The following is a 26,837-nucleotide window of genomic DNA, read 5'->3' on the forward strand; positions in this document are numbered from 1 at the left end:
ATGATACGGACCGCTTTGGTACTTTTTTCTGGTGGACAAGACTCCACAACATGCTTGGCTTGGGCTCTGAAAAACTACGACCACGTCGAAACAATTGGATTTGATTATGGTCAACGACACGCCGTAGAACTGGAATGCAGGCAACATATCTTGTCGGCTATCCGGGAAAAATTTCCTACCTGGGCCACCAGACTTGGTTCGGATCATATGCTTGACATGAAGTTGCTGTCCGAGATAAGTGACACAGCAATGACGTCAAATAAAGCGATTGAAATGGAAAAGAGCGGATTGCCCAACACGTTCGTCCCGGGACGCAATCTACTGTTCTTCAATTTTGCTGCTGCGGTCGCATATCGGCGTGAACTGAAATCACTTGTTGGAGGCATGTGCGAGACTGACTATTCCGGTTATCCCGATTGCCGCGACAATACTCTTAAGTCATTACAAGTAACTCTTAGCTTAGGCATGGATGCCCCGCTTGTAATTGAGACGCCACTAATGTGGCTCGACAAGAAGCAAACCTGGCAATTGGCAGTCGAACTGGGCGGCGAAGACCTCCTCGACATTGTGCGTGAACTATCGCACACCTGTTATTTGGGCGACCGCCAGGCCAAACACGATTGGGGCTACGGTTGCGGCTTATGCCCCGCCTGCGAACTTCGCAAGAGTGGATTCAAAAGCTTCGTTGAGGCAGGTCAGGTATGACATATAGCGTTAAAGAAATTTTCTATACACTTCAAGGCGAAGGAACACATGCGGGCCGCCCAGCGGTATTCTGTCGTTTCAGCGGTTGCAATTTGTGGACAGGACGCGAAGCGGATCGTAGTACTTCCATCTGTTCGTTTTGTGACACTGACTTCGTCGGAACCGATGGCACCGGCGGTGGAAAATTCAAATCTGCGGACGCCTTGGCGGACGCAATCGAACAGCACTGGAAAGCAAGCGATCGAAAGCACCGTTTTGTCGTCCTCACTGGTGGTGAGCCGATGTTGCAAATTGATGAACCTCTCGTGACTGCCTTACATGACAGGGATTTTTTTGTCGCGGTCGAGACAAACGGCACGATCGAACCAGTAGCAAATATAGACTGGATTTGCGTCAGCCCAAAGGCAGGGACGACATTGGTCATTCGCAAAGGGCAAGAACTGAAGTTAGTCTATCCGCAACACGGCGCCGAGCCGGAACTCTTCGAGCAATTCGAGTTCGAGCATTTTCTCCTGCAACCAATGGACGGTCCTGTGCAAGTCAAGAATACAGTGTTGGCAGTGGCGTATTGCAAGCAAAATCCGCGCTGGAATTTGAGCGTTCAAACTCATAAGGTGATCGGTATTCGATGAAGTACGAACTGAGTCAAAAATTCTATTTCGAGGCAGCACACACCCTCGAACGCAACGTCGACTCCGAAGGAAGTCGTCGCATTCACGGCCACACTTACCACTGTGAAATTACATTGGAAGGCCAGCCAGCCCCTGAAACTGGGATGCTCACCGATCTCGGATTTGTGCGCAGAGAAATTGAACGGGTCCGAGAAAAACTAGACCACCGTTTTCTAGATGAGGTTGAAGGGATTGGCCCTGCAACACTCGAAAACCTCTGCACCTACGTTTTCCGCGAACTGCAAGAAACTATGCCTGCGTTAGTCCGCGTGACGATAGAACGCCAAGCAAGCGGGGACCGTTGCTGTTTGTCTAAGTAACCCAAGTAGACCGTAACATACACTGTGATCACTCGGAGAAAAAAATGGAAAACTGCACCGAATCAAATGCCCTACAGACCGAACAACAAGTTCGGGAACTCGCGTTGTCTATTATGCGAGCTTGCGGAGCCATCCATGACAGTCTGCGGGAGTTGTCCGGAACTGCAAGCAAAGAGGACAATACCTTACCATATGCTCTGCTAACGGAGGAATATGCCCTCCGAAGCCGAGCGAACACTTTGCTAATCGAAGCGAAGAGGCTGGCGCGGCCGGGTCTCGCAATCAGTCAGCAAGAAATGCTCGGCATACTGGAGACGCTTGATAGGCGAATTAAAGCTGTCTCGTCACTGCGCGAACTTGCGGAACTCATTAATAGTGCCACTCTGTTTGCAAATTCCGTAATGTCAATGAAGACGAATGTAATATCGTTTTTGCTGTCGGACCTCAATCAGACCATCAACAACCAATCCGTGTAAATTTCGATTGGAGACGTAATGCTCCGGTGTCGGAAGAGAAGCGCCGCATCGCCGAACTGTACGTGATCGAAGCCGAGATCCGGGGCCAGCCGCCCGACGAGCGAAGACAGGTACGGCAAGCTCGCGCGCGCCCCTTGCTCGATGGCTTTGAACACTGGCTGCTCACCACGCTCGACACGCTATCGCGCAAGTCCGACACGGCGGCGGCGATTCTGTACGCGCTGAAGCTTTGGCCGGCGCTGCTGCGCTACTGCGACGACGGCGCCATCGAGATCGACAACTCGGCGGCCGAACGCGCACTGCGTGGCGTGGCGATAGGCCGCCGCAACTACCTGTTTCCCCAAATACTCAAGACGTCACTGGGCGGACGCTTACTGAACAAGCAGGAATTCCAGACCTCAAAAGAAGCGAGTTGGCGTAATCAACTGGCGCGGCATGCCGCGAGCGGCAAGAGCATCGCCGCCTTCTGCCGGGATGAGGCGATCTCGCAGGCCAACTTTCACGTCTGGTGCACAAAACTGGCGAACGCCACCAACGGAGGTGCGGCTGTGCCGCCGACGCCAGCATCCACATTCATCGATCTCGGCGCCGTCAGCAGCGCCATCGTCCGCAGGGCCCCCGAGCCTTCACCGGCACCAGGGCCAATACACGCGCCACCGGCCACGCCCGGCCTAGACATTCGTATCGATCTCGGCGGCGGTGTCGTGCTGACGATCGCGAGGCGCTGATGTTCTTTCCCGAAGGCCAGGTGCGTGTCTTCCTGTACGGCCAGCCGGTGAGCATGCGCCTGCCTGTTGGCGCCGACCCAATATTGACCTACCGGTCAATTTTCGGTCGGCGCCAACATCCGAGCCCCGAGAGCAAGGCCGCCTGCGGAAATCACTTCTGCGTCTGTGAGAAACACCAATCGTTATGCGCCGCTCTGAAGCGTTCTTCAGCTAGAGCCAGTTTCCTAAAAGAGTGTAAGGCGCCCAGTAATATGGATGGCTAAGATCTGGTTTCAGGAAAGTTTTCTGACTTGTCTTGGCTAATCGTCCGGACCGAATAAATTCGATTTGCGCCTTTCTCAGCGCACCCGCTTTACTCATTTTTGTAGAACGCGCCAGATTCCGGTAAAAGCTGCCCATCATGATCGTTGTCGCACTGTCGCTTACTGGCCACAGGGTCGCGATAACAGAACGCGCCCCGGCCTTGTGAATCAACGAGCTTAGACTTTCAATCTCCGCTCCCGTGGCTGTATCCAGACCGATGGGAATAGCCGTCTCGCATGCAGAGAGCGTCAACAGATCGACATACGACATCCCAAAATCAATGGCATTGGTAGTGAGGTCACTCATCGGCAACGTTGCCCCGTCGCCTAGTAGCATGACTGAATTTTTCATATCCCCAAAGCTGAGACGGAAATGACTTGCAATGTGTACCGCCGGATATCGCCGCAGAGCATGCGAAAGACTTACCCGAGTAAATGCCTGGTCCAGGCGTCGCACACCAGGAAATGCGCCATCTTTTTCTCCGGCTTCGCGCACAATTTGACGCAGTTCTCCGGGAACCTCGCGAAGCGCTGAAAAGCCGAACTTTGGCTGAGCTTTTGAACTTCCGAACGCCGCAAGCTGCCAATTGCCTCGCTGGGCAGGAGCGACGAGGATATCGCGTGTGGTTGGACTGTAGTTTGTGACAGAAAACTCCTCCACCAAGTATTTTTCGCCATCGTACAGCGCTGCAACAGGTAGGTAGCGCAGCACATCATCCATCGAGATCATCAGGGTATCCGCACCGCTGAGAAAAGATCTGGCCGGCGCGATGAGCAATGAATAAAGTTCTTTTCCTATAACTCGTGATTCTATCGTTGTGTTCTGAACTGCCTTACGCATCGCAGCCACCTTACGACTCAATTCGGTACGCGTTACGTCGATCGTGACCACTTTCTGTGCGTCGGCGCTCGTCAGAACAAGATGGGTGCGATGGGGTAGCACCACAGCCTGAATCACGACGGCTTTACGCCGGAAGACGTCACGAAGGCTGCGTTGGATTGATATTGCGGAGGTCAGTTCAGACGCACGTTGGGTCACGTCGGTTGTCACATTGGGATTCGCCGCTCGCAAATCCGCGAGGATTCCTTTCATTTGATTGTTCAATTTAACCTGCACGTTTCGCAAAAGTTCGATTGTCGCGGCTTTGGTGACTTGTTCTTGTGCGCTCAGCTTACGTTTTTGCTTTAGTTCGATATCCTCGAGTCGACGCAGCGTTGTTGCGGCTGCAATCTCAGCCCCTGCCTCTTTAGCAGAGTCAAGTAGTGCCTGCTCGCGAGAATTGAAATTAAACTTCTCCACCGTTGGCGAGCGTCCTGCGCGTTGTGTGTATTCTTCTACTTCAAAATGCTTCAGCATACCAAGTACCTGCTCAGCTTCACGCAGTTGCCCTAAATCGACCATAAGGTCAGCAAGCCAACGGTACCGATCCTCATGCACTTTGAGGAAGCACTCTCTCATCGCCGAGTCCAGCTGGCCCAACTGTTCCCGAGCCTGTTGAAGTCGGTTGACTGAATGCTTTGCAAATACGAGCCCAAGTTCAGGCAGCTTGTGGGCCACAGCCCAACGTCCTGCCCGGGCCCATGTGCAAGAACTATTCAGCAGCCCAAAATAATTATTTTCGCCACCGCCAAACGTCTCCGCAAATACCTCGCGCATTGCAATTGCCTTTACCTGAACGCCAATCGCGTCATCGATTCGATCAGCGGCCAAATACCAATCGGCCGCCGATTCATAGCTTTTTGCAGCGTCGAGGTAATCATGTGCGGAGGCGCTCACCAAAGCTGAATCTGCCAACTTGGTGCCTTCCTCGATTAGAGCAGAAGCGGCTTCGTCACTTCGGCTAGTTTTACGAAGTAAAGCAAGACTGGACTTGGCCTCAGGACTGCCATTCGCGAGCGCTCGCCGATACCAAAACATCGCTCTGGTTTCGTTTTTTTCCAGGCCACTTCCCTGCTGATATAGCTCGCCCAGTTTGAATTGTGCGGCAGCATCTCCTTCATCGGCAGCACGTCGATACCACTGGGCCGAGATTGTCAGATCTGTTACACCGAATACGCCCTGTTCATATATTTCCCCCAAGCGCTTTTGGGCATCTACATTTTCATCGGCCGCTGCTGTCTGATACCAAACCAGTGCGGCGGTCCGGTCCAGTGGGATTCCACGTCCGGATTCTGAGAGTTTCGCTAATTGATACTGTGCGCGTGCGTCAGGATGAGAATTGCCTGCCGCTTTACGCAACCAGGACACAGCCTTGGGAAGATCGGGCTTCAGATTCGTACCGTTCAAATACATTACGCCAAGGTCTGTCTGCGCTTTGGCGTAGCCCGCCGACGCTGATTTCAAGAACCAAGCCACTGCAGCAGTCTGATCCCTTGGACTCCCTCGCTTTTGATAATGCCTTCCTAAAACCCTAGCAGCACCGGGAAGTCCAAAATCGGCAAGCACATGCAAATGTTCCAAATCTGCATCGGTGAAAGACGAGATTTTGTTGACAGCCATATCCAGCCGAGCGACTGTTTCACGTTTCTTTTCACGAGAAAGAGACGAGTAAACTTTTGAGCGCAAATATTGTTCGATTTCGCGTACTGCCTGCCCCCCTAGCTCTGCCGCTATAAGAAACCGGCACCGCATCATGAACCCTCCCCCCCAGCCAGCTTTTTCCCTATTCGAAATATCAAGCATGGCTCCCGGCACCGGTTGCAACTTCAACCACATCAAGTACGCATTGTCATCTTTTTCGCGTAGTCCCGTGAGCAATGCCAGTGATTCTTGAGAGTTGGGCGGGTTGCCCTGCCATCCGCGCCCAACCAGCATTGCCCGCTCGTACTGCGCAGCGATGTTGCCTTGTGCGCTGGCCTTTTCAATCCAATGTGCGGCCTGCACAGCGTCTTTTTCAACACCTTGGCCGTTTAGATACATAAGCCCGAGGTACAACTGCGCGTCCGCATCCCCTTGAATGGCTGATTTCCGATACCACTCTGCCGCAGCGCCGTAATCGCGAATCACGCCTCTTGCATTGTCATACATGTTACCGAGATTGAACTGTGCAATTTTATTATTATTTTCGGCAGATTTTCTGTACCAAGACGCGGCCTCCTTCAAGTCGACTGCGAGGCCGCCAGTACCCCTCTCGTAGTACTCGCCAACCTTCAACTGTGCAAATGGAGCATTTTGTGCGGCAGCCCTGCGATACCAGGAAAAAGCTTTTCGTTCATCCTTTGGTGTACCCAAACCCAATTTATACATACTCGCCAAATTCACCTGAGCGTCTGAGTTGCCCTGCTCGGCAGCGGCCCTGAAGAATGCCAACGCGCTTGCGTTGTCCGCGGATACTCCCTCACCATCACGATACTTTTTGGCAAGCATCACTTGACCGACAGCATTTCCTTGGTCTGCTGCCAAACGAGCCCAAGTAATTGCCTTCGTCAAATCGCGGTGTTCATCTTCTCGTGAAAATAGAGCAGAAAGATTGACTTGGCCGATAGCATTGCCTCTTTCCGCCGCCCGCTGATACCACGACAAGGCCTGGGACCTGTCCTCGACGAAGCCATATCCATTTCCATGTAGGACGCCCATCATGCCCATGGCGGTCACGCTGCCGCCATCGTTCGCCGCACTGATGACACGTTTTGCATCTTCAAAGCGCTTAGCGAAATAGTAAGCGCGGCCTAAATAGGCCTGCACATCGACTACGTTGTGATGCATTGCGCGTTCACAAACTGCTATAGCATCTGCAGTGGGCGCGGAGAGCTGGTAGCCTCCCTTTGTATCGAAGCCCGCTGCTTGTCTGCACAGTTCAACCTCTTGGATCACCTCTGCAGCGATCGCGCCCGCACTGGCCATGCACCACATCATCGCCGCCGCAAGCCCGGAAATTTTGCAAAGCAAAGTTTGCGACGTGACGAACATGTGATCCTCCCCATTGTGGTATTCGTTGACTATCTAAGCCGCAACGACGATAAAGACGTCGGAAATGGTTGCGTTGTCAGGCGTAGTCAGCTTGGTAAATTCAGCTTTGATTCGATAGGTGCCTTCATTCAAGCCTGCAGTCTTGCCTGCGTACTTACCATCCGGAGTAGCGGTCAAGCTGACTGTCTTTAAAATACTCCCTGAATAGGCATCCGAAAATGTTATCGTGATAGCCCGTCGAAAAATCGCAGCATCAAGCGCCCCCTTAAACTGAAAGGTCTCTCCTAAGCGCATCGCGGAGGGAACGTTCAGGGCCAAGGCTCCATCTACTCCACGATAAGCCGTCCAATCCATCGCGCCGGCTGTCAGTAGGCCTTTCAGTTGCCCGAGTGTGAGATCAGAGTTTTGTAAAGAGCCGTGATTTTCCGACACAAACAATTCGAGATTCTTCTCCTGGATTTCAATCGGCGTGGCAGAAGCTCGCGGTACTGTCCCGTCCCCAGAGAAGACCAAGTTCGGGACTGCACGCGACATGATCAGTTTATGCTCGCTGCGGCGTGCAGATTGCAGGGTATCCTGCGATATTCCGACGATGGGATGAATCTGGTATCCCTTCTGACGATACTGCGTAACGCGTTGATTACGTTTCACCGCCGCCTCAATTTCCTGATGAAATTTTAGTGCGTGAATCGCTCTTTGTTGATCAACGTTCTCGATTCCGTTGAGTTCGGATACGCGCGATATGACACCGCCGCTTTCAATGCAGGGGTAGATCGGGAGCAGTTGGTAAACCGAGGTAAACGTTCTGAACAGTGCACTGATGCCATCCAACTTGATTGGGCCGACCTTCATTCCATTGTGAATGAAGTCGAGCGCGATCGGGGACCCTCGGTAGGGAGTGCCATAAGTGATCAGCTTTCGCGTAACTTTCCACCCCGTCATACACTCCAAGAAATATCTTGCCACCAGCCCGCCCATTGAGTGGCAGACAAGGATCAGCTTGGCATCGCGATTGCCTGAACTCTCTCGCCAGGCCTGAAGCCACAGTTCGCTTTTTTTCGCGAGCCTGCGGGCGCTCACACGATTGTCCCGTCGCCAATCATAAGGGAGAGTGAAGAAATTTTTGTCTTTGACAACTCCCGGCATTGCGACGATCGTATCGGATATTTTTGTGTAGCCGTCGATACGCCAGAGACCTGGAATAAGATGTACATCCGGAACCAGCCTGTCAGCAGTGACACCGTCTCCGCAGTCATCGGAGTCCACCGGATCGTTCACCAGTTTAAGGGATGCCAAACTGCTTCCGAGGCTCTTAATTGCCCGATGCATCCCTTTGGCCGAGGGCGCCCAAGCATCCTTCCCGTTCTGAGAAAGCACGCTGCCACCGATGCCGGGAATCAAAATGATCAAGTCGATTCCAGCTCCGCCCGCGTCCCGCGCAGCAGCTGGATTCGATATGACTCCGCCAGCCGCGAGAGCGCTTCCGGCGATCATGAAGCTGCGGCGGTCGACGTGGATAGGCATAGATCAGGGCTCCTGTTCAGTTTTCGAAGACACAGAAAATTGCATAAATCACATCGTAACCCGTACTTCTTTTTACGTGTTAAAAATAAATTTTTAGGTTGTATTGGTGGAAGCGCAATGTGGGCCATAGGCCCGGCAGGAGGCAAGGCGGCGCACCCGCAAGGCGGACGTGCACCCCAGGCCGGGAAATGCCGGAGTCCTGCAATTTGACGTACTGGCGGTACAAGGGCTGGTGGTAGGCGAACTTGTCGATGATCATGCCGGCGATGAAGCCGACGTCGGTTTCCACGTCCGCTCGGGCCGCCGCCAGTCTATGCCTTCGAGCAGCATCGACAGCTGCGCCTGCGTCAACGCCACCGAGCCGTTGCTGGCCTGGGGCCAGATGAAGCGACCGCGCTCAAGCCGCTTGGCCAACAAGCACAGGCCATCGCCGGTCCACCACAGTAATTTGACAAGGTCGCCGCGCCGGCCTCGGAATACAAACACGTGCCCGCTGAACGGGTCCTCCTCCAGCGCCGTCTGCACTTTTGCAGCAAGGCCATTGAAGCCGGAGCGCATGTCGGTGGTGCCGGCGGCGAGCCAGACCTTGGTGCCTGCCGGCAGCCCGATCATCGCAGCACCCGATCCAACACTTGCGCCAGCGTAGAGGCGTTCGGCTGGCCTTCGATCCGCACGCGCACCTCGCCCAGCTCCAGCACGATAATGCCATTGGCTTCGGAAGTGCCGTTACTCGGAGCAGGCGCCGCTGGTGCCAGTACCACCGGCAACAGGCCATCGTCACGCATCAACGCAGGCACGCCGAGCCGCCCTTGCTCATACAGGCGGCGCCAGCTAAACACCTGGTTGGCGTTGACGCCGTGATCGCGCGCGATGCGCGCGACTGAGGCGCCCGGTTCCAGCGACAGCGCCACCAATGCGCGCTTGAATTCCAACGGGTGCTGGCGGTAGTGGCCGCGTGCATTCGTGGAAATGATCGGTTGAAAATTTGTGTCCATAATCCGAATTTGTGGGCACAAATCCTGTGCCAAAATTCGATCATGGATGACGCTGGTCAGACAGTGCAGACGGCGTTGGAAAGACGCTTACACCCTTCGCGTCGAAAAGCATATTAACTGTCCGCCACTAGGCGCTCGCGCCGGCACCGCAAACACAAAATTCTCATCGATTTATTTGTCGAACGCTGATGAGAAAAGGGCCGCGATAAACGGTCTGATTTCGATTGGCGCGTGCACGGACAACGGTGCATCGTATCGTACAGCGACAACCAACACTGGAGGACAATATGAGAAGCGACGACAGTCTCCCCGAAACCATTCGTTTGATTCGCCTGAAGGAAGTATTGCGGATATGCGGAATGTCCCGAAGCACACTGTACAACAACATCAAGGAGCGTCAATTCCCCGAGCCTATCAGGATTTCAACACGCTCAGTGGCTTGGCTTCAAAGCGAGGTGCTGGAATGGGCCGAACTCCGAATCAAGCTTCGCACGATGAAGCATCGTCAATCAGCCCAGTTGCCGTGACCAGTATCGCCACATAGCCTTGCTCACCCAAATCCTCTACAAGCCTGCCCAATAACGCTACGGTCAACACTAGCCAATCCCCGGAGCAGGACGGATCGGAACAACGTCGGCACCGAGGCGCAGCTTATCGAGGTAGTCGGCCCAGCGCTGCATCATCGCAGCGCGGGCCGGTAGATGCGCGGTGCGGTTGTATGCGCGCCCGTTCGGATCGATCACGCGGTGCGCCAGTTGATGCTCGATCAGGTCCACACGCTCGTTCAGCACCTCGTCCAGGATCGTTCGCGCCGTAGCGCGGAAACCATGCGCCGTCATGACGTCTTTCGCGAATCCCATGCCGCGCAGCGCCGCGTTGATGGTGTTCTCGCTCATACATGCATCCTCTGTACGGAGACTGGGGAAGACATACTTCCCATGCCCGGTCACGCGGTGAAGTTCGCGCAGAATTTCCACGGCTTGCGTGGGGAGCGGCACCATGTGCTCCATCTTCATTTTCATTTTCGCCGCCGGGATACGCCACTCCGCCGCATCCAGATCGAATTCCCGCCATTCTGCGGCGCGTAATTCGCCCGGACGTACAAACAGCAGCGGTGTTAGTTTTAACGCCGCCACGGCCACCACATGACCGTTATAGGCGGATATCGAGCGTAACAACACCGCCAGTTCCTTCGGCTCCGTGATCGCCGCGAAATTCGTCTGCGGTATGGCGACCAATGCGCCTTTCAAGTCCGGTGTCACGTCGCGCTCCAACCATCCTATCGCCACGCCAAAGCGAAGAATCTGGCCGCATACTTGTTTGATGCGGTGGGCCGAATCAATCGCACCGCGCGCCTCGACGCGCTGTATGACGCCAAGCACATCGCGCGGCTTGATAGTCGATACCGGCAAGTTGCCAATAAAGGGAAATAGGTCGTGTTCCAGCCAGGCCAATACCTTGTCCTGGGTGTGCGCGCTGCGGCTGGCCTCCATCTTCGTGAGCCACTGACGCGCCAGCGCCTCAAAGGTGTTTTGCTCAGGCTCCTGCAGATCCGCGCGCGCGTCGACCTTCAGCGGCTTCGGATCGACACCAGCCCGCAACTGCTTGCGTGCATCCGCGCACAGCTCGCGTGCTTCCGCCAGCGAGACTTCAGGATAGATGCCGAGAGCCAAAGTCTTGTGCTTGCCATCGAACCGGTAATTCATGCGCCAGTACTTATTTGACTCTTTGACAAGCAGGTACAGCGATCGGCCGTCGCTGTATTTGTCGCCGCTGGGTTTGCCGGAATGCTTGAGTTTCCGTACGAAAAGGTCGGTAAGGGCCATGACTGCCTCCCGGAGTGATCTGGCGCCGAATGAGGGACCAAACTTCCAAGTGAGGGACCTGGCGCTTTTTTGTCCCTCACTCGTCGTGGATTTCATGGTACTCCGACGGATTTGAAGAGACAATAAAAAACCCGCTTCTCCTATGAGGAGAGCGGGTTTTGAGACTTCTTGGTACTTCTTACTGCTGTGTTCTGGTGCCGCTTGCCGGAAACAATACACCCGTAAAATCAAATACTTACAATTATTTTTGCCATTTCATTGCCACATTTTCCGAGCAGCATTTCGGGAACCGAACTGGCACCCGCACGCGGATGTGAGCGAAGCGGTGTAATGCATATAGGACGTCTGTACAAAAATCTACGCCGAACAGCAAATGCACTTGCATCAGAAGTGTTTACTATGCAGAAGTCCCTTGATTGATCGCAACAGGAGCGGATGCGCTAGCCGTAGACAATATTATACAGCTCTCGAACTTGCCTTCGCTCCCGTAAATCTCCGGAAGATACTTTTCGCTAGATGAGTCACCTCCGAGGCCTTCGATTCTCCTCCGTCCAGTTACGACTTCAAAGCATGGCCCGCCAAATTCACAAAACAGATTAATTGTAGCCACCGCATATTCATAGTAACTGTCAGGAGGTATGGTCCGCACGGATAATGTAACCATGTGACCTGACTTGTCAACATCGGGCCTTTCAACAGGCATCCCGACAAAGTAGGAAACATAATGGCCTGTGAGTATTGCCCCATTCAAAAGTGGCTTAAAATCCGAAAATTCTTTTGCCACGCTAAAAAAACCATGAGCAATTTTTGCCGCTAACCGCATATAACTTGTTGGATTAAAGGGAATTTTAAATTTCCCGTATAAAATCTCCTTCCTCTTCGGAACCATTCCAGTAATATTCATGAATGTTATCCTAACGGGCAAGTCTCGCGGACGGAGTGCTGGTAAGGGTGCACGTCCCTCAAGTATGCCTGCAGGCGGGTACTGCAGCGACACGACTACGGCCGGCAACTGATGCGCCTGCACAAATTTAACCGACTCATCTCCCGCTTCATTTACAATGAGTTCAAACAAAGGAGGAGGTGCGTTGTTTTTTCTTTCCTTCTTTGATGAGCGAGATTGAAATCTCATTCTTCTCCTAAGTACTGCAAACGAAGTGTTAGATAATTCATTCTCAAAACGACTAGTAATTGTTGCACAAACTTTGCAGCTGGCATTTCTAATGACATACCCCCCCATCATCCAGTAAGGGACAATATGTTCCTTATCGAGACCATTTTTACAGCCGCAATAAATACAACGATCAACATCAAAATATATTGTCTCAATTGGCCGCATATAATCGTAATCGTCCAGAATCGCTTTAGCCGCAGTCATCGCTATATCCTCTTGAGAATTTACATATTTTCCAATGAGACAGTACCTCAATTCTAGTACATGTGCAAATATGCAATAATCACCTATGTTGCATTAGTACTTCGCCCCAAGAGAAACGCAATCGTCTACATAAAGTGACACTAAAAGCTACGCCGCCAGGAAAACCTTTCTGCCGTACCGTTCAGGGCGCTGCTGGAGTCCTGCCGGCGGCGTCAGCTGGTGGATCGCCCCGTCCCACATTGTAGGTGTCGAAGTGCCCCTTGATTTTATCTGGCGGCGGCCGCTCGCCGATGATCTCAATAATCCATTGTTGGAAATATGCCGACTGCCCCTTTTTCTCTGGAAGTTGCGCCTGCTGGTAACCGTTCCAGCTCATCATTGTTCCGCTCCATTCTTCGCAAGTGGCATCCCATAACGCGGGCAGCAATACGGCCTCGGGCAACTGATTGCCGTACATGCGCACTTGCATCCGAACAAATCCCCCGACACGATGCATCTCGATCATGCCGAAGGTGCCAGGGTCGTTCGATAAGTCGCGGTCCGGGCGCTCTACGCCGCGATACCTCTTTTGGATGATTTTACTGTACATACATACAGTATAATCGCCATCTCAGAAAAGCGCTATGATGTTGTCTTTACACCTCCGAGGCAGCCATGTGTGTCAACTTTCGCCCGCCAGACCCTGAAATGCTCGATGCCGTCATGGGCGTGGTGATCAATCTACACGATACGGGCTTCTGGAAAACGGAGACCTGGAAGGACTACAACGCGCCAATCGTGAGGCGCGGCGCCGACGGCAAGCGCGAGGGAGTACTGGCCAGCTACGGGATGGTGCCGCGCAAGCACATTCCAGTAGGAGTGCGCCCCTTCGACACGATGAACGCGCGTGCCGAGACCATCGGCCAGTTGCGCTCATTCTCCGGCGCCTGGAGGCGAACACAATTGTGCCTGGTGCCGATGACGGCGTTCTATGAGCCCTGCTACGAAAGCGGCAAGCCGGTGCGGTGGGGTATTGGGATGGCGGACCAGTCGATGTTCGCTGTGGCCGGCCTGTGGCGGGAATGGGAAAGCGAGGGCGGCAAAGAGGCGTCGTTCACGCAACTGACCATGAACGCCGACGACCACCAGCTGATGCGTCGCTTCCATAAGCCGGGCGACGAGAAGCGCGCGCTGGTCATCGTGCCGCAGGCAGAGTGGGATGAATGGCTGGAGTGCAAGGATCCGGAATATGCGCGCAGCTTCCTGCGCCCCTACCCGGCCGAGCTGATGAAGTCGTGGGAATTCCCGGTGCCGCCGCGCACAACGAAGGCCGCAGCGCCGCCGGCCGAACCACGAGGCAGCAACCTCGATTTAGGATTTTGATGGAAAAAAATATGGAAGCGAAGCGGCCCACTGAGGGCGACATCGTACAGGTGCAAGGCCACGGCCAGGCTATGGTCGTGATGAACTCGGACCTGGGCGACCAGGCGACTTGGGAGGGAATCGCAAACGCGGTTGTATGCGAGTGGATGGTTGACGGCGTGACATACCGCGAAGGGTACGCAGCGGAACAGCTGGAGGTAGTCGGCTCAGTAGTGAGGAATTCGCACGTGGAGATATACAGCTGGATCACGCGCCACGCCGAGGAGACGATTGCACGCCTGACCTCAGCCTGGGAGATTGAAGGTGCGCCGGAGCTGATCGTGCGCCGAAGCATGGCCATTGGCGCGCTTCAGCTGTGGCAGGCGCAGGCTGGGCCGGCGGCGCGCGCCGAGGACTTGGAGCGCCTGCAGGTCTTGATCGACGGAATGCCGACCGTTATTTAGTCGGCATTGCAGCTGGCGCGGACGGCGTCGAATCGATCGAGGACGTCGTTATAGTCCCGCACAAGCTGTCCATGCTCGCCGGCGAAGCGGAAAATAGCTGCAGAAACTCCCGGCAGGAGTTCGACTCGCGCTTCTGGCGCAGCGCCGGCTCCAGCTGCGGCACTTTCGACCGCTCCGGCTTCAGGTAGCGCACTACCGGAGCCGGCGGCGGTAGGGATTGACAGGCGCTCAGTGCCAGCGAGGACGCCAGCAACAGCAATGCGGATATCGTTTTCATGATCGATTCTGGCTTTCTGCTGGACGTCGCCCAGCTGGTCAAACTTCAGTTGCAGCGCGGCGGTTTCCTCGCGCGCCTTCTTGGTTTCCTCGCTGGCTAGGCGCTCGGCCTCGGCCTTGATCCTGGATTCAGCAGATGCCCATTCGCCTTTTGCGCGCGCATAGCCGGAGATGTCGCCCTGTTTCACCAGATGCGATTCGTAAGCCTGTTCCGCAACAAACAGGCCGGCCAGCAGTGCGCCGGCGCCGAGCAGCTTCCACCACCATGGGATAACGTCAATGCTCATCATCAACTCCAATCTGGAAGGGATATGGTTTGTCCGGCGAGCGCATGGGTACAATCGTTGAGGAACTGAATCTGTCCATCGGTCACGAACGAATGGCAAATGCCGCACTTGAACGGTGAACTGCGGCCGGTTCGGGCTTCGTAAGTACACCAGCACTCAGGACCGGCATGGCCCTGCATGTAATGGCCATTCGTCGCCAGCACCGAAGGTGTGAACGTCGGCGCCGCGCTGTTGCCGTTGTAGCCCCACATCGGTCGCGGGCGGCCATCGGCTGCCGGGCCAATAGGCAGCACGTGAATCTCACCACACCCAGGACAATCGAATGCCACTTGGTTGTCGCTCATGGCTTTAGCTTTCACGCCGGCGCTCATGCGATCCCCACCGAATAGACGACGCCGCCGGGCGCGAAGGTGGCGGTCAACACTTGGCCGCGCAGCTTGCCGGCGGCCAGGCCGATATGCACCCATGTACCCTCGTAGATCAGCTGGTCGAATTCAATGCCGGCCTTGACGATCGCCTTGGCAAGATCCTTTGGTGCGAGGCCCGACACCGTGATGTCGGCGGCCAGGCCCTGCAGGTGAGCGCTCTCGCGCGCGCCTCCGGCGGCGGCGTTCAACGCAGGCGAACGGTAGCCGCTGGACACTGTGATGGCGCGACCGACCAGCGCGCGCACCTGCTCGAGTACGGCGGCGACACGGCGCAGGTTCTCGATGATCGCCGGTGGCGGCCGGTTGTCGATGCGGCGGCGCGCCGCGATCTGCGAGGCCACCAGTTCTTCAAGGGTAAAGTGTTCGGAAAGGTTCATGTCAGACTCATAAAGGCAAGGATACCGATCAAGGAAAGCACCAGGGTTCCGCTGGTGCGCGTGTGAAGCTTGGGATTCAAGACGCCCCATACACAGGCGCCAAGAATGGCGCTCGCCAGGAGCTGCTGGACAGCGGCAGGATTCATGGATTACTCCCGAAAATGCGGCGCTTGATCGACCCGATCAGGTCCGCAGAATTAATCTCGACGAACATCTCGCGGCAAACGGCCAGCGCAAACAGTCCGACCAGAAACTGAATACCCGAGTGCACGCGATCCCCTTTGATGTCGAGATACTCGACGGCCGCCGGCGCCACGTATACTGCGCAGGTCAGCCCAATGGCGAACGAGGTGACGCGCTGCCAGAAGCCCAGCTCCTGGCCAAGGAACTTGAGCGATATTGCGGCGCCGGCAGCGCCTGGAAGGTAGACCATCGCGGATTTCATGCCGGCGGCGACAATGGCGGCGGTGGTGGTTACTGGTTCGGTCATATTGGCCCTTGTTTGATATGCCCGTGGCGAGGGCTATTGTTGAAATTATTCGGCGATCGGTTCGATCGGCCCAGCAGTCTCTGCCGGAGGATTCGGCACCAGCTCGGTGCCATTCCAGGCGAAGGCATCAGCGCTAAATCCTGCCGGCGTTTCGATGTCGATAATTTCGACGGCGCCAACCACTGCTAGCGGCAAATCAGCGCCGGCATCGCCTTCAACAAAGCCGTATGGCCAGGTGCGGATACGGTCTGGTAACATTTCGCGCCGCTCAAAGGGACCAAACAGGCCAATAGAAGTCGAGACGATCATAGGGCGCTCACTAGAACGATGTTTTCGAGGATGATGTTGGTATTAGGAGCGAGACCGGCGGCGACCCACGTGCTATCGGTATAGGTGTCGTTATTGAAGCTGCCGAAGGTCAGCTGGGCAACGGCCGGAATCGGCCTGACGGTTGGTTCGCCGAACGCGCCCATCATGCTGTATTCGATGCTGGGTTTCGATCCATCGCCGATCGCCATGCACTTATTGACGGACCTCATAGTCGTCCGGTGCCGAGACGCCTTGATCGTCAACGGATCCGGCGCCAGCAGCATTTGCGCATACGCGCCGACATTCCCCATGCGATAGGTGCTTGGCACCGTTATTCCGGCAGGCTGCGTGTTCGCGACCAGCGCTTCAGAGGTCGACGTCAACTGCCACAATCCCACGATTGTGCCGGTGCCTGGCCCGATCCAAACAGCTGTTGCTGCAGCTGCCATGGCAACCGCCGTAATGGCCCCCACTCCTACCGGTGCGATACCGGAGATGTCGAAGTCAAGCATCTCCACCAAAGGACGTCCGCTGGAGTCGGTGCCAGTCACCGCAGCACTTAGGTATCCGGTGTTAGCGGCGAACGTCTGACCCAGTGCGCTACCCGACACCGTGGTGATTGCGGAGTTGACGGAAGCCGGAGCGCTTAGCGCCGGCGCAGTGCCGGTCAACGTCAACTTTGCAACCTTCACCGAGTTGGTGACCGTATAGGCGACCGCCCACGGGCCGTACTCTGTGATGTTGTCACTCTGCCCGCGCACGATAATCGGCGTGCTGGCGGTAACAGTTGCGCTGGCAGATCCCCCGGGCGTCTGCGCGGCTGCCGCAGACAAGGTGACGGCCTTGACCGTCAATGTCGTCGTCGCCGATGCGGTAACGGTCATGAACACGTTGGGGTTCGCGGGATCAGTCAGCAGCGCCGCAACCCCACCAGTAGTCGTATCGGTGCGAACGGCCCCGACCGTTAATGGGGTGGCACCTGCCGTAGTGACGCTGATCCCGTAGGTTGCCAATGAAGTGCCCGCCGAATTCATCAAGCCCAAGATAAAGATCAGCGCACCGCCCGCGTCGGCAACCTGGCGCAGCTCGACAATGCGGCCGACCGCCGTTACTGTCGTTGGAACAGGCGTACCCAGCGAAACGCCGGAGACGGAGCTAGCGAGCACGACTGATTGAAGCGCCGTTCCGCCATCAGGCACCGACGTGATCAGAATATTGTCGGTACCGTCTCCAACGGGCACTGCAGCGACGGTCGACTCGCTTCCGGTGGTCGACAAGGCAGCGCGGATCAGCAGCGTTCCGCTATAGTTCCCAAAGCCGTCATAAACAACGGCATGCAGCGCTGCACCATGCACCAGAATGATCTCTACTCCGGACGGAAGGCGGACCGCTTTCGTCCACAGGCCGGAAGTGCCGGCAACAATACCGCTGAAGCTGACTTGCTTGATTTGGTTTGCGCCGATCGGGGAGGTGTCCGCGACATCGAATGCCGAAACTCTGGCATCGATGTATGCGCGCCGGCCTGGACGAACAAATCCAATAAGCCCATTGATGCTGTTTCTAATATTTGTTTCCCAACCGTAACCCACTGAACGGTTTTTAATCGTGAACAGGCCCGGCCCCTGCACTCCGACAACCGATGAGGGAACGGTAAATCCATCCCCTGGTCCACTTGGTTGAATCTCCTGGTAACGCAATGATGTTGTAGTCAGTGCGCCAGGGCCGTTAACCTGAGCACCGCCGGTTGCTGGTGATGCCGGCGACGACAGGGCCACTGTCCAATCCGTGAAAGTGCCGGTACCTTGCGCACGCGTCATGACAGCCGTCGAGGCGCCGGTCACAGGATCATAGCTGTCAAGTGGACCGTTCATCCATATGGTTGACGCCGCAGAAGTACGCGCTAAAGTGACCCACATGCCTTTCAGGAAATTTTTACCTGGCTGCATTACAAAGGACTTATTGCCAACGCCCACCAGGACCGCCGACGTGCTGCTGCCCGAAGTACTCGCGGACACGATCGCCGACGCCGCGCTGGCCGCCGCTGCCGCTGCCGCGATCTCGGCATCGCCGATCGTACTCCCGCCCACCGCAACGACATCGATAGCGTAATTGGCCAACGCGTTGATTGCGTTGTAGCCGATGAACTGATACTCCGGCGGGATCGCCGCACTCTCGACAATGGCAGGATCGTTCGTATAGCGGTGGCCGTTGATGGTGAAATCAATGGAATTCATTTGGTGTTGCCTTTCTAAAATGCCTGCGTAAGGGTGAGCGCCAGAGTGTTGACGTTCAGCATCGTGTTGCTGGGAGGCGTGATCTCGTCAGCCGTGCACATGAAGCACTGCTTTTGAAGCAGCACAGGATCTGCGTCGGAGTCGTAGATGAAGAAGAATGGCTGCGTCAAGCCATACCGACGTACTAGCTCAAAAAATCCGCTGTACATCTCAGCGGTGCCGAGCCAGTTGAACTGGACCTTGGACATCAGATATTTCCGCTGTTTGTCCGCAAACTGCGGGCCGCCCTTCGCCCTCGTTTTGGTAGACGGATCGACGTAGAAAGGTGGCGTGGCCCCGTAGGAAATGCCCTGAACCGAAGCCAGCAATGGGGATGCGACCACTTGGCCGAGATCCACGTAGCCATCGGGATTGTGTCTGAAGTCGAGCTGAATATCGAGGTAACGACCAATCTGCGCGACAGGCACCTCATGCATCCACGCGTAGACCACACCGACAGCATCCTCGGCGGTCAGGCGGCCATCGATCCACTCGGCGCGGGATGGATCAAGCGTGCCATACGGATAGATGACGCCAAAGAATTCCTTCCATCCCGAGTCGATGACGGCATCGGTCAACGCCGCATCGGTGCAAAACCGGATCCGCGCGCTGTCGTAAATCCCCGCATTGTGGTGAGGTAGCGCCAGGATGGCGACGTTTCGCAGTTGCCCCAAGTCGATCACCAGGCGCGAACCGGTCAAGTCAACGCCTGGATATCGTGCCATTTCAGATAGCACATCGCCCTGCAGCTTGTCCAAATCAAGCCAGCCAGGACCAGCCGCAGTCGGAGCGACGTTGGCGGTTGGCAGCGTCCAGTTGGGAAAACAAAATTTCGGATTTGCCATTCATCAGCCCCAGCAGGTAAGTTCGGTTTTTTTTGTGCGCCGGTCGATCTGCACCCCAGCGACTCGCATAAGGCGGCCAGGCCCATAGTTCCAGCGCTCCTGCCGCAACAACACCACGGTTCCAGGTCGAACGACGTTGATCTGCGAATCGGATAGCCAGCCAGAGAAAGATGTCATCTGGCGCGCCACCTTATAGGTGTCTCGCAAGGTGTCCGCGAATGCCTGCGCAGCGCCGGCGGCCGAGATCAGCGAAGTCAACTCCAACTTCACCGCATTGCGATAGCGCACCAGGACATCGGTATCGATAGCTATGGCCACGCGATACTGGCTTTCGAGCCAGACGCGCGCCGGCAAACCAGCGCGTGATCCTGGTGCGCGCACATTGTCCGACGCACTTGTCTTATCCCCATTGAGGTCAGCGTCTTTTTGAGGGGTCCAGTTCCGCCCGTAAGACAGGCTCACCAAGTATGCTGGCGCGACGCCGTCGTTACCAACTGGATCATCTATGCCCATCGTGTCTGTCCGCAAGGAGGTGAGCGTAGCAACTGGCGCGCCGGAAGGGGCCGCCCACTGGACAAGACGATGAATACCGGATGGATCGCCATACCAAGCAGCTGCCGCACTGTTTGCGATGACTGATAAAGCACTGTCGGCGTTCGTTTCGTCGAACACAGCAAACTCAATCTCCGCAGGCAGTGCAGCATCGAGCGCGGCAATGTCAGAATCGGATATCTGGACGCCTGAAACACCGGAATATGTGAGCACCCGGCGCCACGCTTGCGCATGAGTCCGATCGGCGGATGCCCCATACGCCGCGTCACAAGTGATGCCCTTCACGGGCGAACTACCCAAACGGATGTAGCACCCTTCGGTAGCGGTCGAGAGGACGCGGTAGGAGTTCGCTGCCGGCCCTGTCGCCAGCATGTCAGCGACCGACGTGTAGGCCGCGCCAAGTGTGAGCGGCACTCCGCCGTCGCGCACGGCAGAGACCGCGACCAAGCCGGCATCAATGACGGTCGATACTTGATAGATCAACTTCGACGTGTTGCACAGTACCGGTGTCATGTTCGAGGCCAGTGCGAAGACGAGCGGCTTCACCTTGCCCAGCAAGTCATCCAACCCTTCCACGCCGTTCGGGAGCACATTGCTTCCAGAGAATCGCACCGTCTGGAGCGTCTTGGCCTGCGCTGCAGTCAGGTCGGCCGGGACAAAGGTGATCTGGCCCCAGCCAAACATCGGCGCACGCGCCATCGTCCCGTTGATGACTGTCACGAAGCCAGCAGGGTATGGCGCACCGCGCAAACCGGTACGCACAACGATACGGCGGCCGTCGAAGGCATACTTGATCAGGTGGGCGCCGATCTCGCCACTGCTATCGTCCAAGACACACTCACCCGGCGTGATATGGCCATACTGGCCCGGCCCGGTGAAGACATCGACACGGCTCCAGCCAGGATCCTTGACGAAGGGCCGGTACAGGGCGTTAGCCGGCACCTCGGATGGACGGAGACGGTAAGCCAGGCCATCGCAAAACCGCAACGTCTCAACTGCGCCCGTGTCGGTATTGAACCCGTCGATCTCGACCAGCAGGATCTGCTCACTCATGTGAGCACCGCCTTTTTGGAAACCGCCACGACGATGGATTGTTTCAATCCGCGAATATCGTCGCTGGTGGCCGCGCCACTGGCTAGTGCTTCCAACAATTCGTTCTGACGCTCCAACAGCCTGTTATTCGCTTCGATCAATCTGTTCTGTTGCTCGATCGCTCTTGACGGCTTTGCGGACTCTTCTGACGAACTGCCGCCGCTGAGCGCGCTGCGCGTCTCGCTCGCGGTGTACACGCGGCCAGGTTCGCTAAAGTTGACCATCTCTGGCCCTTCCTCACCAACAAGTGCCCAGTCGTCCGCGATACCGCCTTTCGCATGGGCCGTGACGTTGAGGGCCTTGTATTCATCGGATCCGGTGAAGCCGGCAACCAGTTGATCGTAGGTAATCTGACCAGACTCGACTGCAGCGGTCCAGAAGTTCAATCCTTCGGTTTCCGAGTGACGGCCAAGGAGCGTCGAGTAAAGGTTCTCGACCACACCGGTAATCGCCGCGTGCCCCTGGTCCGCAAGGGCCTTGTTCGGCTTGCCCGCCGCCGCAGCAGCAACCGCTTGGGCGGACATCGCCGCCCCTAGGGTCAGAATCGCTTTCTGCAATTCCACCATCGTACTGTTCAGCGTTCCAATGCCGGAATCGATATCGACCAGCTTGCCGATCTGAGTATCAAGCGCAGCAAGCTGCTGCTGAGCGATTGACGCGGCCGCGCGCTGCGAGGCAACCTGCAGGACCAACTGGGCCTGCACCTTCGCATAGTCCTTCGAGTATGCTTCGCTGGATCCATTGAACGCCTGGGACGCTTGCAGCAACGCCTGTCCGGCGGCGATCTTCGCGTCGCCCTCGGCCGCAGCGTCGAATTGGCGCTGCGCCTCCTGGTACTTCTGTTCGGGTGACAAGTTCGACAGTGTCCCAAGCTTCAAGGAGTCGATCTGCTTCTGGGTCGCTGCTACGGCGGCATTTTGCGCGTCGACAACCCCCTTGAGCTCAGACCGCTGTTTTTGATAGGCGGAGAGCAAACCAGATTGCGCCTCGGTCACGGCATCTGCTGCGGCGGCTGCAGCCTGAGCGGCTTGTACCTGATCGTACAATGCCAGGTTATGGCTATCGATCGCCGCGCGAGCCTTCTCGGCCAGCTGTGCTGCAGACATCGTCAAATCATCATATTGGTCTTGCAAGTCCTTCCGTTCGTCGGCAATCGCCTGCTCGGATTTGGTGAGATCCACATTCGCCGCGTGGGTTTTCGCGTAAGCCTCTTGCAAGGCCATCAGATCAGCATATCGCTGTGCGCCAGCCTCGGTCGCCAACGCGCCGGAGTTGACCAGCTCCAGCGTGTATTCCTTGAATTTTTCGCTAGTATCCAGGCTCTGCAAGCCCATGGCCGCCAATTGCTCTGTAACGTATTTTTGGACTGGCGCCAGCCGCTCAGCCTCCGTGAGGAAGTTGTCGGCGAACGAGGAGGTTTGCGACGCAAGTTCATCGATGCCGCCGTTCAGGTCAATCAGCCGCTCGCGCGCTTCGATGCTGGCCATGCCTGTCTGGCCGAACGAGCCGCCCAAAGACTCCAGAATGGAGTCAACGTTCGCATAGTCGGTAGCGATGCGGGTCAATGTCTCGAAGTAGCCCTCTCCCACCTTTTGGAATGATTCCAGGCCGTCGACTGCGAACCGTGCCATGTCGTCGCCCACCTTCGAGAACACCGCCTCCAGTGCGGCCTGGATCTCCTCCCCGTCCATATCTTTCAGGCTGATCTTGCCGATGTCGACGACGAACGAATTCAGGCGCTCGGTGAATTCGTCGCCGCCGGCGCCTAGCAACTCGGCTGCGGTCTTGACGCTGTTCGAGAGACCGAGGATAACCTTTGCGAACTGGTCATTGGCCTCGGCGCCAAGATCGGTTTTCGGCGAGTCATATTTATCACTGTGGAACAGCCCACCAGACTTCTTAATGTCCGTGTACTGCTGAGCGTTCAGGCCGCCGGACATGATCGCGGCCAGCGAGGCAGCGTTCGCCGTGATTCCCGTATCTAGCGCGGTGACTTTGCCGCCAAAAATGGAACTGGCCAGCTTCCCACCAAAACCGCCAAGCGCCTGGTCCAACTTGCTGAAGGCCAGCCCAATCACCCCGCCAAACGCCAACTGGAACGTATCGTTGTTGACGAGGTTTTCAGCCGCACTCTTGCTTCCGCCAGACACTTCGCCGGTCAGGCCGGACCCACGAACGAGCAGGTTCCCGAGTCCACCGATCGAATTCTCGATCGCCTTCAGCGAAGCCAGCATGCCGGCAGTGTGCGTCAGTTCGATGCTGGAATTGGTCGCAGCGAGCTCAATGGATCGTGCAATCGAGTCAGACTTTGCCGAGCTGTCGCCGAACACGGAACCCGTGCCTTGCGTCTCCTGTCGCTGCTTTGAAACGTCGATCCCGCCGCCACCACCGCTGATGGCCACGCCCATTCCGGCGAGCAGCGCGACTACGGCGGCGCCGGCGGCGATGTTGAACGGGAACGGAATGGACGCCAGTGTCTTGGCGAATGCTGCCACGCCATCTGCGGCGGCACGGACGCCCGAGTTGACGACGGAGGTGCCGGTCGCCGTCGTGTCGGCGGCAGTCTCGGTCGCCTTGCTGGCTACGAAGAGACCGGTGAAGCTGCTGAGGAGGCCGCTCTTTGCAACGGCGTTCTCGATCGCCATCGCCAGTTCCATGGCGCGAAATGCTTTTTCCGCGCCCTGGAGCACTTTGTAACCGGCTGTATTCTCTTTAAAGAAACCCTTCGCAGCCCCTGCCATGTCTCCGTACGCGCCGACGCGCGCCTGGGCCTCCTTGCGCGCGATCGTGGCGTTCGCCGAGGCCAGTTTGTCAGCATCACCTGCGAATGCCACGGCGGCCGCAGCGCGTGCACGTTCGATGGTCTGTTGAGCGATACCGTAGTCATCCAGCGAGGTACGGAGCTTTGTCAGCGCGTCGCCCGCGCCACCGAACGCGTCCTTCAGGGACTCACCAAATGATTTTGCCTTCGCTGGGTCCAGGAAGTCCTCAAGGTCTTTCGGGCTGAACTTGTCGGAGATCGCGGACTTGGCGGCACCCTCGCGCTGGGCGGCGGCCAGATCCCGCAGATCCTTGGCCTGTTGACGATATTGTTCCGACAGTTTTCCGCTGAAATCCAGCCCGTCGGCAATTCCTGCGTTCTGTTCTGCGATCGCAGCGCGGTCCTCAAGGCGTGCTGCCGCCAGTTCCGCTATCCCGCTTTTCGTCAGGCCGATCTGCGCATTAAAGTCCCGTTGAGCAGTCAGCTGCTCTGCGCCCTGGCGCGTGGCGGCCTGCTGCTTATCGAAGGCGTTCGCGTAGTTGTCCGCAGCGGCGCGCGTGTTACGTACCTCCAGTTCGAACAGTTCGTCCTCCGCCTTTAAAGCCCGCGTGGCCTGGTCGGCGGAGACCTGGTCAATCTGCCCTCTCAAGGCAGCTTGGTCCTTCTGGCTATTCTGTTTCTTAGCAGTGAGCGCCAGTTCCTCAGCGAGGCGCCCTTTTTCCTTTTCGAACGCCGCGTTGTCCATCTGCGCCACGGCGCTGATGTAGTCCTGCTCGTTGACGAGACCGACGTTGTGCTTGCTCACGAGCAGATCCATCGACCGACGCGCTACCGAGTCCTCGGTCGCACCACGCCGCTTGATGGCCTCGATCTGAGCATTGATGGAATCGTTGGCGATATCGCTGTAGCTTTGTGTTACCTGGGCGACGCGCGTATTGATCTCCAGCTCGCTCTTGCCCGCCGCCGCGCCCTCGGTGCGCGCCTTGGTCACAGCATCCTGCAACTGCTGCTGACGCGACAGGTACTTTTCGCCGTCCTGCAGCCACTTGATCTTCGCCTGCTCCAGGTTGTTTTCCACCGCCTTGGCGGCATTGACGCGATCTTGATCGCGCTGGGTCTTTTCCAAGCCTTCCAGCTGGTCCTTCAGCGCCTGCTTCCGGACATTGGATTCCGCCTTGTTTTCTTTACTGCTACCGACGAATGACATCTGCTCCAGATCGATGCCTTGAATTTGCTTCTTGACCTTGTCGATTTTTTGTGTCAGCGTGTCTTCTCGGCCGATATCGAGCATCGAGTCCCAAGCCTTGCGTGATTTGGTGGCGACCCAATCCCAAGCCGATTCCAGTGTGCCGAGATTTGCCTTCAACGCGGATGCGCGCGAGTCCATCGCCGAGGCGTAGGCTTTCTGCGCGATATCGGCAGCGGCGTCCACGTCGCCCCTGCGCTCCAGGGCGCGGATCTGCTCATAGACCGATGCGGTCAGGTAATTGTATCGCTCGTTCAGGCGCTCCGTGGCCTGGAGCGGCGACTTGCCAAGTTCCTGGAAATCCTTGGCCGTATCCGAAACAGCGGCGCCAATCGACTTTTGCGCGTTTACCGCGGTGAGCGCGAAGGCTTGCAGATTGTCGCGCGCAACCTTGCCGGTACCAACCAGCTCGGCCAGCGCCGCAGCGGCCGCACCTTGGGTATTGCTGCCCTTGCCGATCTCGCGTGCCATGTCGGCCAGTTGGCCCTTCGACACGCCGGCGGCGTTCCCGGACATGACGATCGCTTTCGTGTAGGCGTCGCCTTCTTTACTGCCCTGATAGTAGGCAAGCGCTACCGCAGCGGCAGCTGCGGCGAGAACAGTGTAAGGGTTGATCAAGCCGATGGCGTAGCCGCCGAGCGCGCGAGCCGCAGCGCCGGTGCTGCCGAACATGTCGCGCAGCTGGCCACCCTGTTGCAGAAGGACGGTCAGAGGATTTTGGCCGGCCTGCAGGCTGACCACGATATCGGTAAACTGCGCTGGCACCTGGCGCAGCGCAGCGGCGGTCGCCCTCGCCGACATGCCGACGGAGTCGAGCTGGCCGCCGCCGCGTCCGATTTGATTGAGCGCGCCGCTTGCTTCGGCGCGCAGGCGGCTAAACTCCTGGATCGCCTGATTGGCTTCAGCCGTGATGATTACCCGTGTTTCAGCCATTACGTTTTTCGCTCCAGGCGTCGAGCATTGCTCGTTCCATTGCTTGAATCTTTGAAAAGACGTCCAACTCTTCCGACCGTTTCACGCGCCACTTTCGAAGGACCACCTCGACGTTGACGTAGTCAAGTCCTGTTGGCCCGCCGACCCCGATGCTCCACTGGGTACGCACCGCTTGAAACAGTCGCCAGATATAGACGTTTTCCGGCCAGAGATAGACTTCCGGCGGCTTTTCCCGATCTTCCGGCCAGACGGCTATCAAACCAAACGCCTGGGCCGCCTCTTCCACCGCACTCGCCCGGTTCCGCGTGTCGGCTTCCGAATGGAAGAG

The 26,837-nt window shown here is 56.8% G+C and carries 27 protein-coding genes and 1 pseudogene; 9 read left to right on the top strand and 19 right to left on the bottom strand.

Translation table 11 applies throughout. The features are described 5' to 3' along the window. From queC to tnpA (ACEN9F_RS13265), 6 genes and pseudogenes are all read left to right on the top strand, one after another. Positions 1-705, top strand: a complete 705-nt coding sequence (gene queC / locus ACEN9F_RS13240; protein WP_413420483.1) for a 7-cyano-7-deazaguanine synthase QueC — start codon at positions 1-3, stop codon at positions 703-705. Then, positions 702-1,337 (top strand): 7-carboxy-7-deazaguanine synthase, encoded by a 636-nt coding sequence (queE, locus tag ACEN9F_RS13245; RefSeq protein WP_413420484.1) that lies wholly within the window; start codon positions 702-704, stop codon positions 1,335-1,337. Before queC ends, queE begins: the two co-directional genes overlap by 4 nt. After that, on the top strand, positions 1,334-1,696 hold the full coding sequence (locus ACEN9F_RS13250; protein WP_413420485.1) for a 6-carboxytetrahydropterin synthase: 363 nt from the start codon (positions 1,334-1,336) through the stop codon (positions 1,694-1,696). The genes queE and ACEN9F_RS13250 overlap by 4 nt, the downstream gene beginning before the upstream one ends. A 44-nt stretch (positions 1,697-1,740) precedes the next feature. Further along, on the top strand, positions 1,741-2,172 hold the full coding sequence (locus ACEN9F_RS13255) for a hypothetical protein (RefSeq protein ID WP_413420486.1): 432 nt from the start codon (positions 1,741-1,743) through the stop codon (positions 2,170-2,172). 29 nt (positions 2,173-2,201) lie between these two features. Next, positions 2,202-2,510 (top strand): annotated as a pseudogene (locus tag ACEN9F_RS13260) (IS66 family transposase); the annotation flags it as partial. Between the two features lie 36 nt (positions 2,511-2,546). Further along, a complete protein-coding gene (tnpA, locus tag ACEN9F_RS13265; protein WP_413427052.1) occupies positions 2,547-2,900 on the top strand; it encodes an IS66 family insertion sequence element accessory protein TnpA in 354 nt (117 codons plus the stop codon). Positions 2,901-3,110: 210 nt separating this feature from the next. Here the strand turns inward: tnpA (ACEN9F_RS13265) and ACEN9F_RS13270 are convergent, their stop codons facing one another. The 5 genes from ACEN9F_RS13270 to tnpA (ACEN9F_RS13290) form a co-directional block, all read right to left on the bottom strand. Further along, the gene (locus ACEN9F_RS13270; RefSeq protein ID WP_413420487.1) at positions 3,111-7,112 is read right to left on the bottom strand and encodes a CHAT domain-containing protein; all 4,002 of its coding nucleotides are present in this window, start codon (positions 7,110-7,112) and stop codon (positions 3,111-3,113) included. Positions 7,113-7,145: 33 nt separating this feature from the next. Beyond that, entirely contained in the window at positions 7,146-8,636 is a 1,491-nt protein-coding gene (locus ACEN9F_RS13275; protein ID WP_413420488.1) for a lipase/acyltransferase domain-containing protein, read from the bottom strand. 79 nt (positions 8,637-8,715) lie between these two features. Further along, positions 8,716-8,925, bottom strand: coding sequence for a hypothetical protein (locus tag ACEN9F_RS13280; protein WP_413420489.1), 210 nt, complete (start codon positions 8,923-8,925; stop codon positions 8,716-8,718). Beyond that, a complete protein-coding gene (gene tnpB / locus ACEN9F_RS13285) occupies positions 8,892-9,248 on the bottom strand; it encodes an IS66 family insertion sequence element accessory protein TnpB (RefSeq protein WP_413420490.1) in 357 nt (118 codons plus the stop codon). Before tnpB ends, ACEN9F_RS13280 begins: the two co-directional genes overlap by 34 nt. After that, positions 9,245-9,631: an IS66-like element accessory protein TnpA gene (gene tnpA / locus ACEN9F_RS13290; protein WP_413420491.1), complete on the bottom strand. Its 387-nt coding sequence runs from the start codon at positions 9,629-9,631 to the stop codon at positions 9,245-9,247. The genes tnpB and tnpA (ACEN9F_RS13290) overlap by 4 nt, the downstream gene beginning before the upstream one ends. Before the next feature lie 287 nt (positions 9,632-9,918). On the opposite strand from tnpA (ACEN9F_RS13290), the gene ACEN9F_RS13295 reads away from it, so the two are divergent. Further along, positions 9,919-10,158, top strand: a complete 240-nt coding sequence (locus tag ACEN9F_RS13295; RefSeq protein ID WP_413420492.1) for a helix-turn-helix transcriptional regulator — start codon at positions 9,919-9,921, stop codon at positions 10,156-10,158. Between the two features lie 69 nt (positions 10,159-10,227). Here ACEN9F_RS13295 and ACEN9F_RS13300 read toward each other — a convergent pair whose 3' ends face one another. The 3 genes from ACEN9F_RS13300 to ACEN9F_RS13310 all read right to left on the bottom strand — a co-directional run bounded on the left by ACEN9F_RS13300 (position 10,228) and on the right by ACEN9F_RS13310 (position 13,424). Continuing rightward, on the bottom strand, positions 10,228-11,457 hold the full coding sequence (locus ACEN9F_RS13300; RefSeq protein ID WP_413420493.1) for a tyrosine-type recombinase/integrase: 1,230 nt from the start codon (positions 11,455-11,457) through the stop codon (positions 10,228-10,230). A gap of 397 nt (positions 11,458-11,854) precedes the next feature. Continuing rightward, positions 11,855-12,835 (bottom strand): hypothetical protein, encoded by a 981-nt coding sequence (locus tag ACEN9F_RS13305; RefSeq protein ID WP_413420494.1) that lies wholly within the window; start codon positions 12,833-12,835, stop codon positions 11,855-11,857. A gap of 181 nt (positions 12,836-13,016) precedes the next feature. Then, positions 13,017-13,424, bottom strand: a complete 408-nt coding sequence (locus ACEN9F_RS13310) for a hypothetical protein (RefSeq protein WP_413420495.1) — start codon at positions 13,422-13,424, stop codon at positions 13,017-13,019. Positions 13,425-13,489: 65 nt separating this feature from the next. On the opposite strand from ACEN9F_RS13310, the gene ACEN9F_RS13315 reads away from it, so the two are divergent. Then, positions 13,490-14,197, top strand: a complete 708-nt coding sequence (locus ACEN9F_RS13315) for an SOS response-associated peptidase (RefSeq protein ID WP_413420496.1) — start codon at positions 13,490-13,492, stop codon at positions 14,195-14,197. Next, a complete protein-coding gene (locus tag ACEN9F_RS13320) occupies positions 14,197-14,640 on the top strand; it encodes a hypothetical protein (RefSeq protein ID WP_413420497.1) in 444 nt (147 codons plus the stop codon). The genes ACEN9F_RS13315 and ACEN9F_RS13320 overlap by 1 nt, the downstream gene beginning before the upstream one ends. Here ACEN9F_RS13320 and ACEN9F_RS13325 read toward each other — a convergent pair. Genes ACEN9F_RS13325 through ACEN9F_RS13375 form a run of 11 tightly spaced genes read right to left on the bottom strand, consistent with a single transcriptional unit; the run spans position 14,637 to position 26,795 of the window. Further along, positions 14,637-15,206 (bottom strand): hypothetical protein, encoded by a 570-nt coding sequence (locus ACEN9F_RS13325; RefSeq protein ID WP_413420498.1) that lies wholly within the window; start codon positions 15,204-15,206, stop codon positions 14,637-14,639. The genes ACEN9F_RS13320 and ACEN9F_RS13325 overlap by 4 nt on opposite strands. Then, on the bottom strand, positions 15,206-15,574 hold the full coding sequence (locus ACEN9F_RS13330) for a DUF6527 family protein (protein ID WP_413420499.1): 369 nt from the start codon (positions 15,572-15,574) through the stop codon (positions 15,206-15,208). Before ACEN9F_RS13330 ends, ACEN9F_RS13325 begins: the two co-directional genes overlap by 1 nt. Next, positions 15,571-16,008, bottom strand: coding sequence for a D-Ala-D-Ala carboxypeptidase family metallohydrolase (locus tag ACEN9F_RS13335; protein ID WP_413420500.1), 438 nt, complete (start codon positions 16,006-16,008; stop codon positions 15,571-15,573). The genes ACEN9F_RS13330 and ACEN9F_RS13335 overlap by 4 nt, the downstream gene beginning before the upstream one ends. Further along, positions 16,005-16,154, bottom strand: a complete 150-nt coding sequence (locus ACEN9F_RS13340; RefSeq protein WP_413420501.1) for a hypothetical protein — start codon at positions 16,152-16,154, stop codon at positions 16,005-16,007. The genes ACEN9F_RS13335 and ACEN9F_RS13340 overlap by 4 nt, the downstream gene beginning before the upstream one ends. After that, on the bottom strand, positions 16,151-16,498 hold the full coding sequence (locus ACEN9F_RS13345; protein ID WP_413420502.1) for a holin: 348 nt from the start codon (positions 16,496-16,498) through the stop codon (positions 16,151-16,153). The genes ACEN9F_RS13340 and ACEN9F_RS13345 overlap by 4 nt, the downstream gene beginning before the upstream one ends. A gap of 45 nt (positions 16,499-16,543) precedes the next feature. Further along, positions 16,544-16,807, bottom strand: a complete 264-nt coding sequence (locus ACEN9F_RS13350) for a hypothetical protein (RefSeq protein WP_413420503.1) — start codon at positions 16,805-16,807, stop codon at positions 16,544-16,546. Further along, positions 16,804-19,041 carry a hypothetical protein gene (locus ACEN9F_RS13355; protein WP_413420504.1) on the bottom strand — a complete coding sequence of 746 codons (2,238 nt, stop codon included), beginning with the start codon at positions 19,039-19,041 and terminating at the stop codon, positions 16,804-16,806. Before ACEN9F_RS13355 ends, ACEN9F_RS13350 begins: the two co-directional genes overlap by 4 nt. A 14-nt stretch (positions 19,042-19,055) precedes the next feature. Continuing rightward, on the bottom strand, positions 19,056-19,925 hold the full coding sequence (locus tag ACEN9F_RS13360; RefSeq protein ID WP_413420505.1) for a hypothetical protein: 870 nt from the start codon (positions 19,923-19,925) through the stop codon (positions 19,056-19,058). A 3-nt stretch (positions 19,926-19,928) separates the two neighbouring features. Further along, on the bottom strand, positions 19,929-21,530 hold the full coding sequence (locus tag ACEN9F_RS13365; RefSeq protein ID WP_413420506.1) for a hypothetical protein: 1,602 nt from the start codon (positions 21,528-21,530) through the stop codon (positions 19,929-19,931). Further along, positions 21,527-26,509, bottom strand: coding sequence for a phage tail length tape measure family protein (locus ACEN9F_RS13370; protein WP_413420507.1), 4,983 nt, complete (start codon positions 26,507-26,509; stop codon positions 21,527-21,529). The genes ACEN9F_RS13365 and ACEN9F_RS13370 overlap by 4 nt, the downstream gene beginning before the upstream one ends. Beyond that, positions 26,502-26,795, bottom strand: coding sequence for a DUF1799 domain-containing protein (locus tag ACEN9F_RS13375; RefSeq protein WP_413420508.1), 294 nt, complete (start codon positions 26,793-26,795; stop codon positions 26,502-26,504). Before ACEN9F_RS13375 ends, ACEN9F_RS13370 begins: the two co-directional genes overlap by 8 nt. Positions 26,796-26,837 lie beyond the last annotated feature (42 nt).

Source organism: Duganella sp. CT11-25, assembly GCF_047302815.1.
GTDB lineage: Bacteria > Pseudomonadota > Gammaproteobacteria > Burkholderiales > Burkholderiaceae_D > Rugamonas.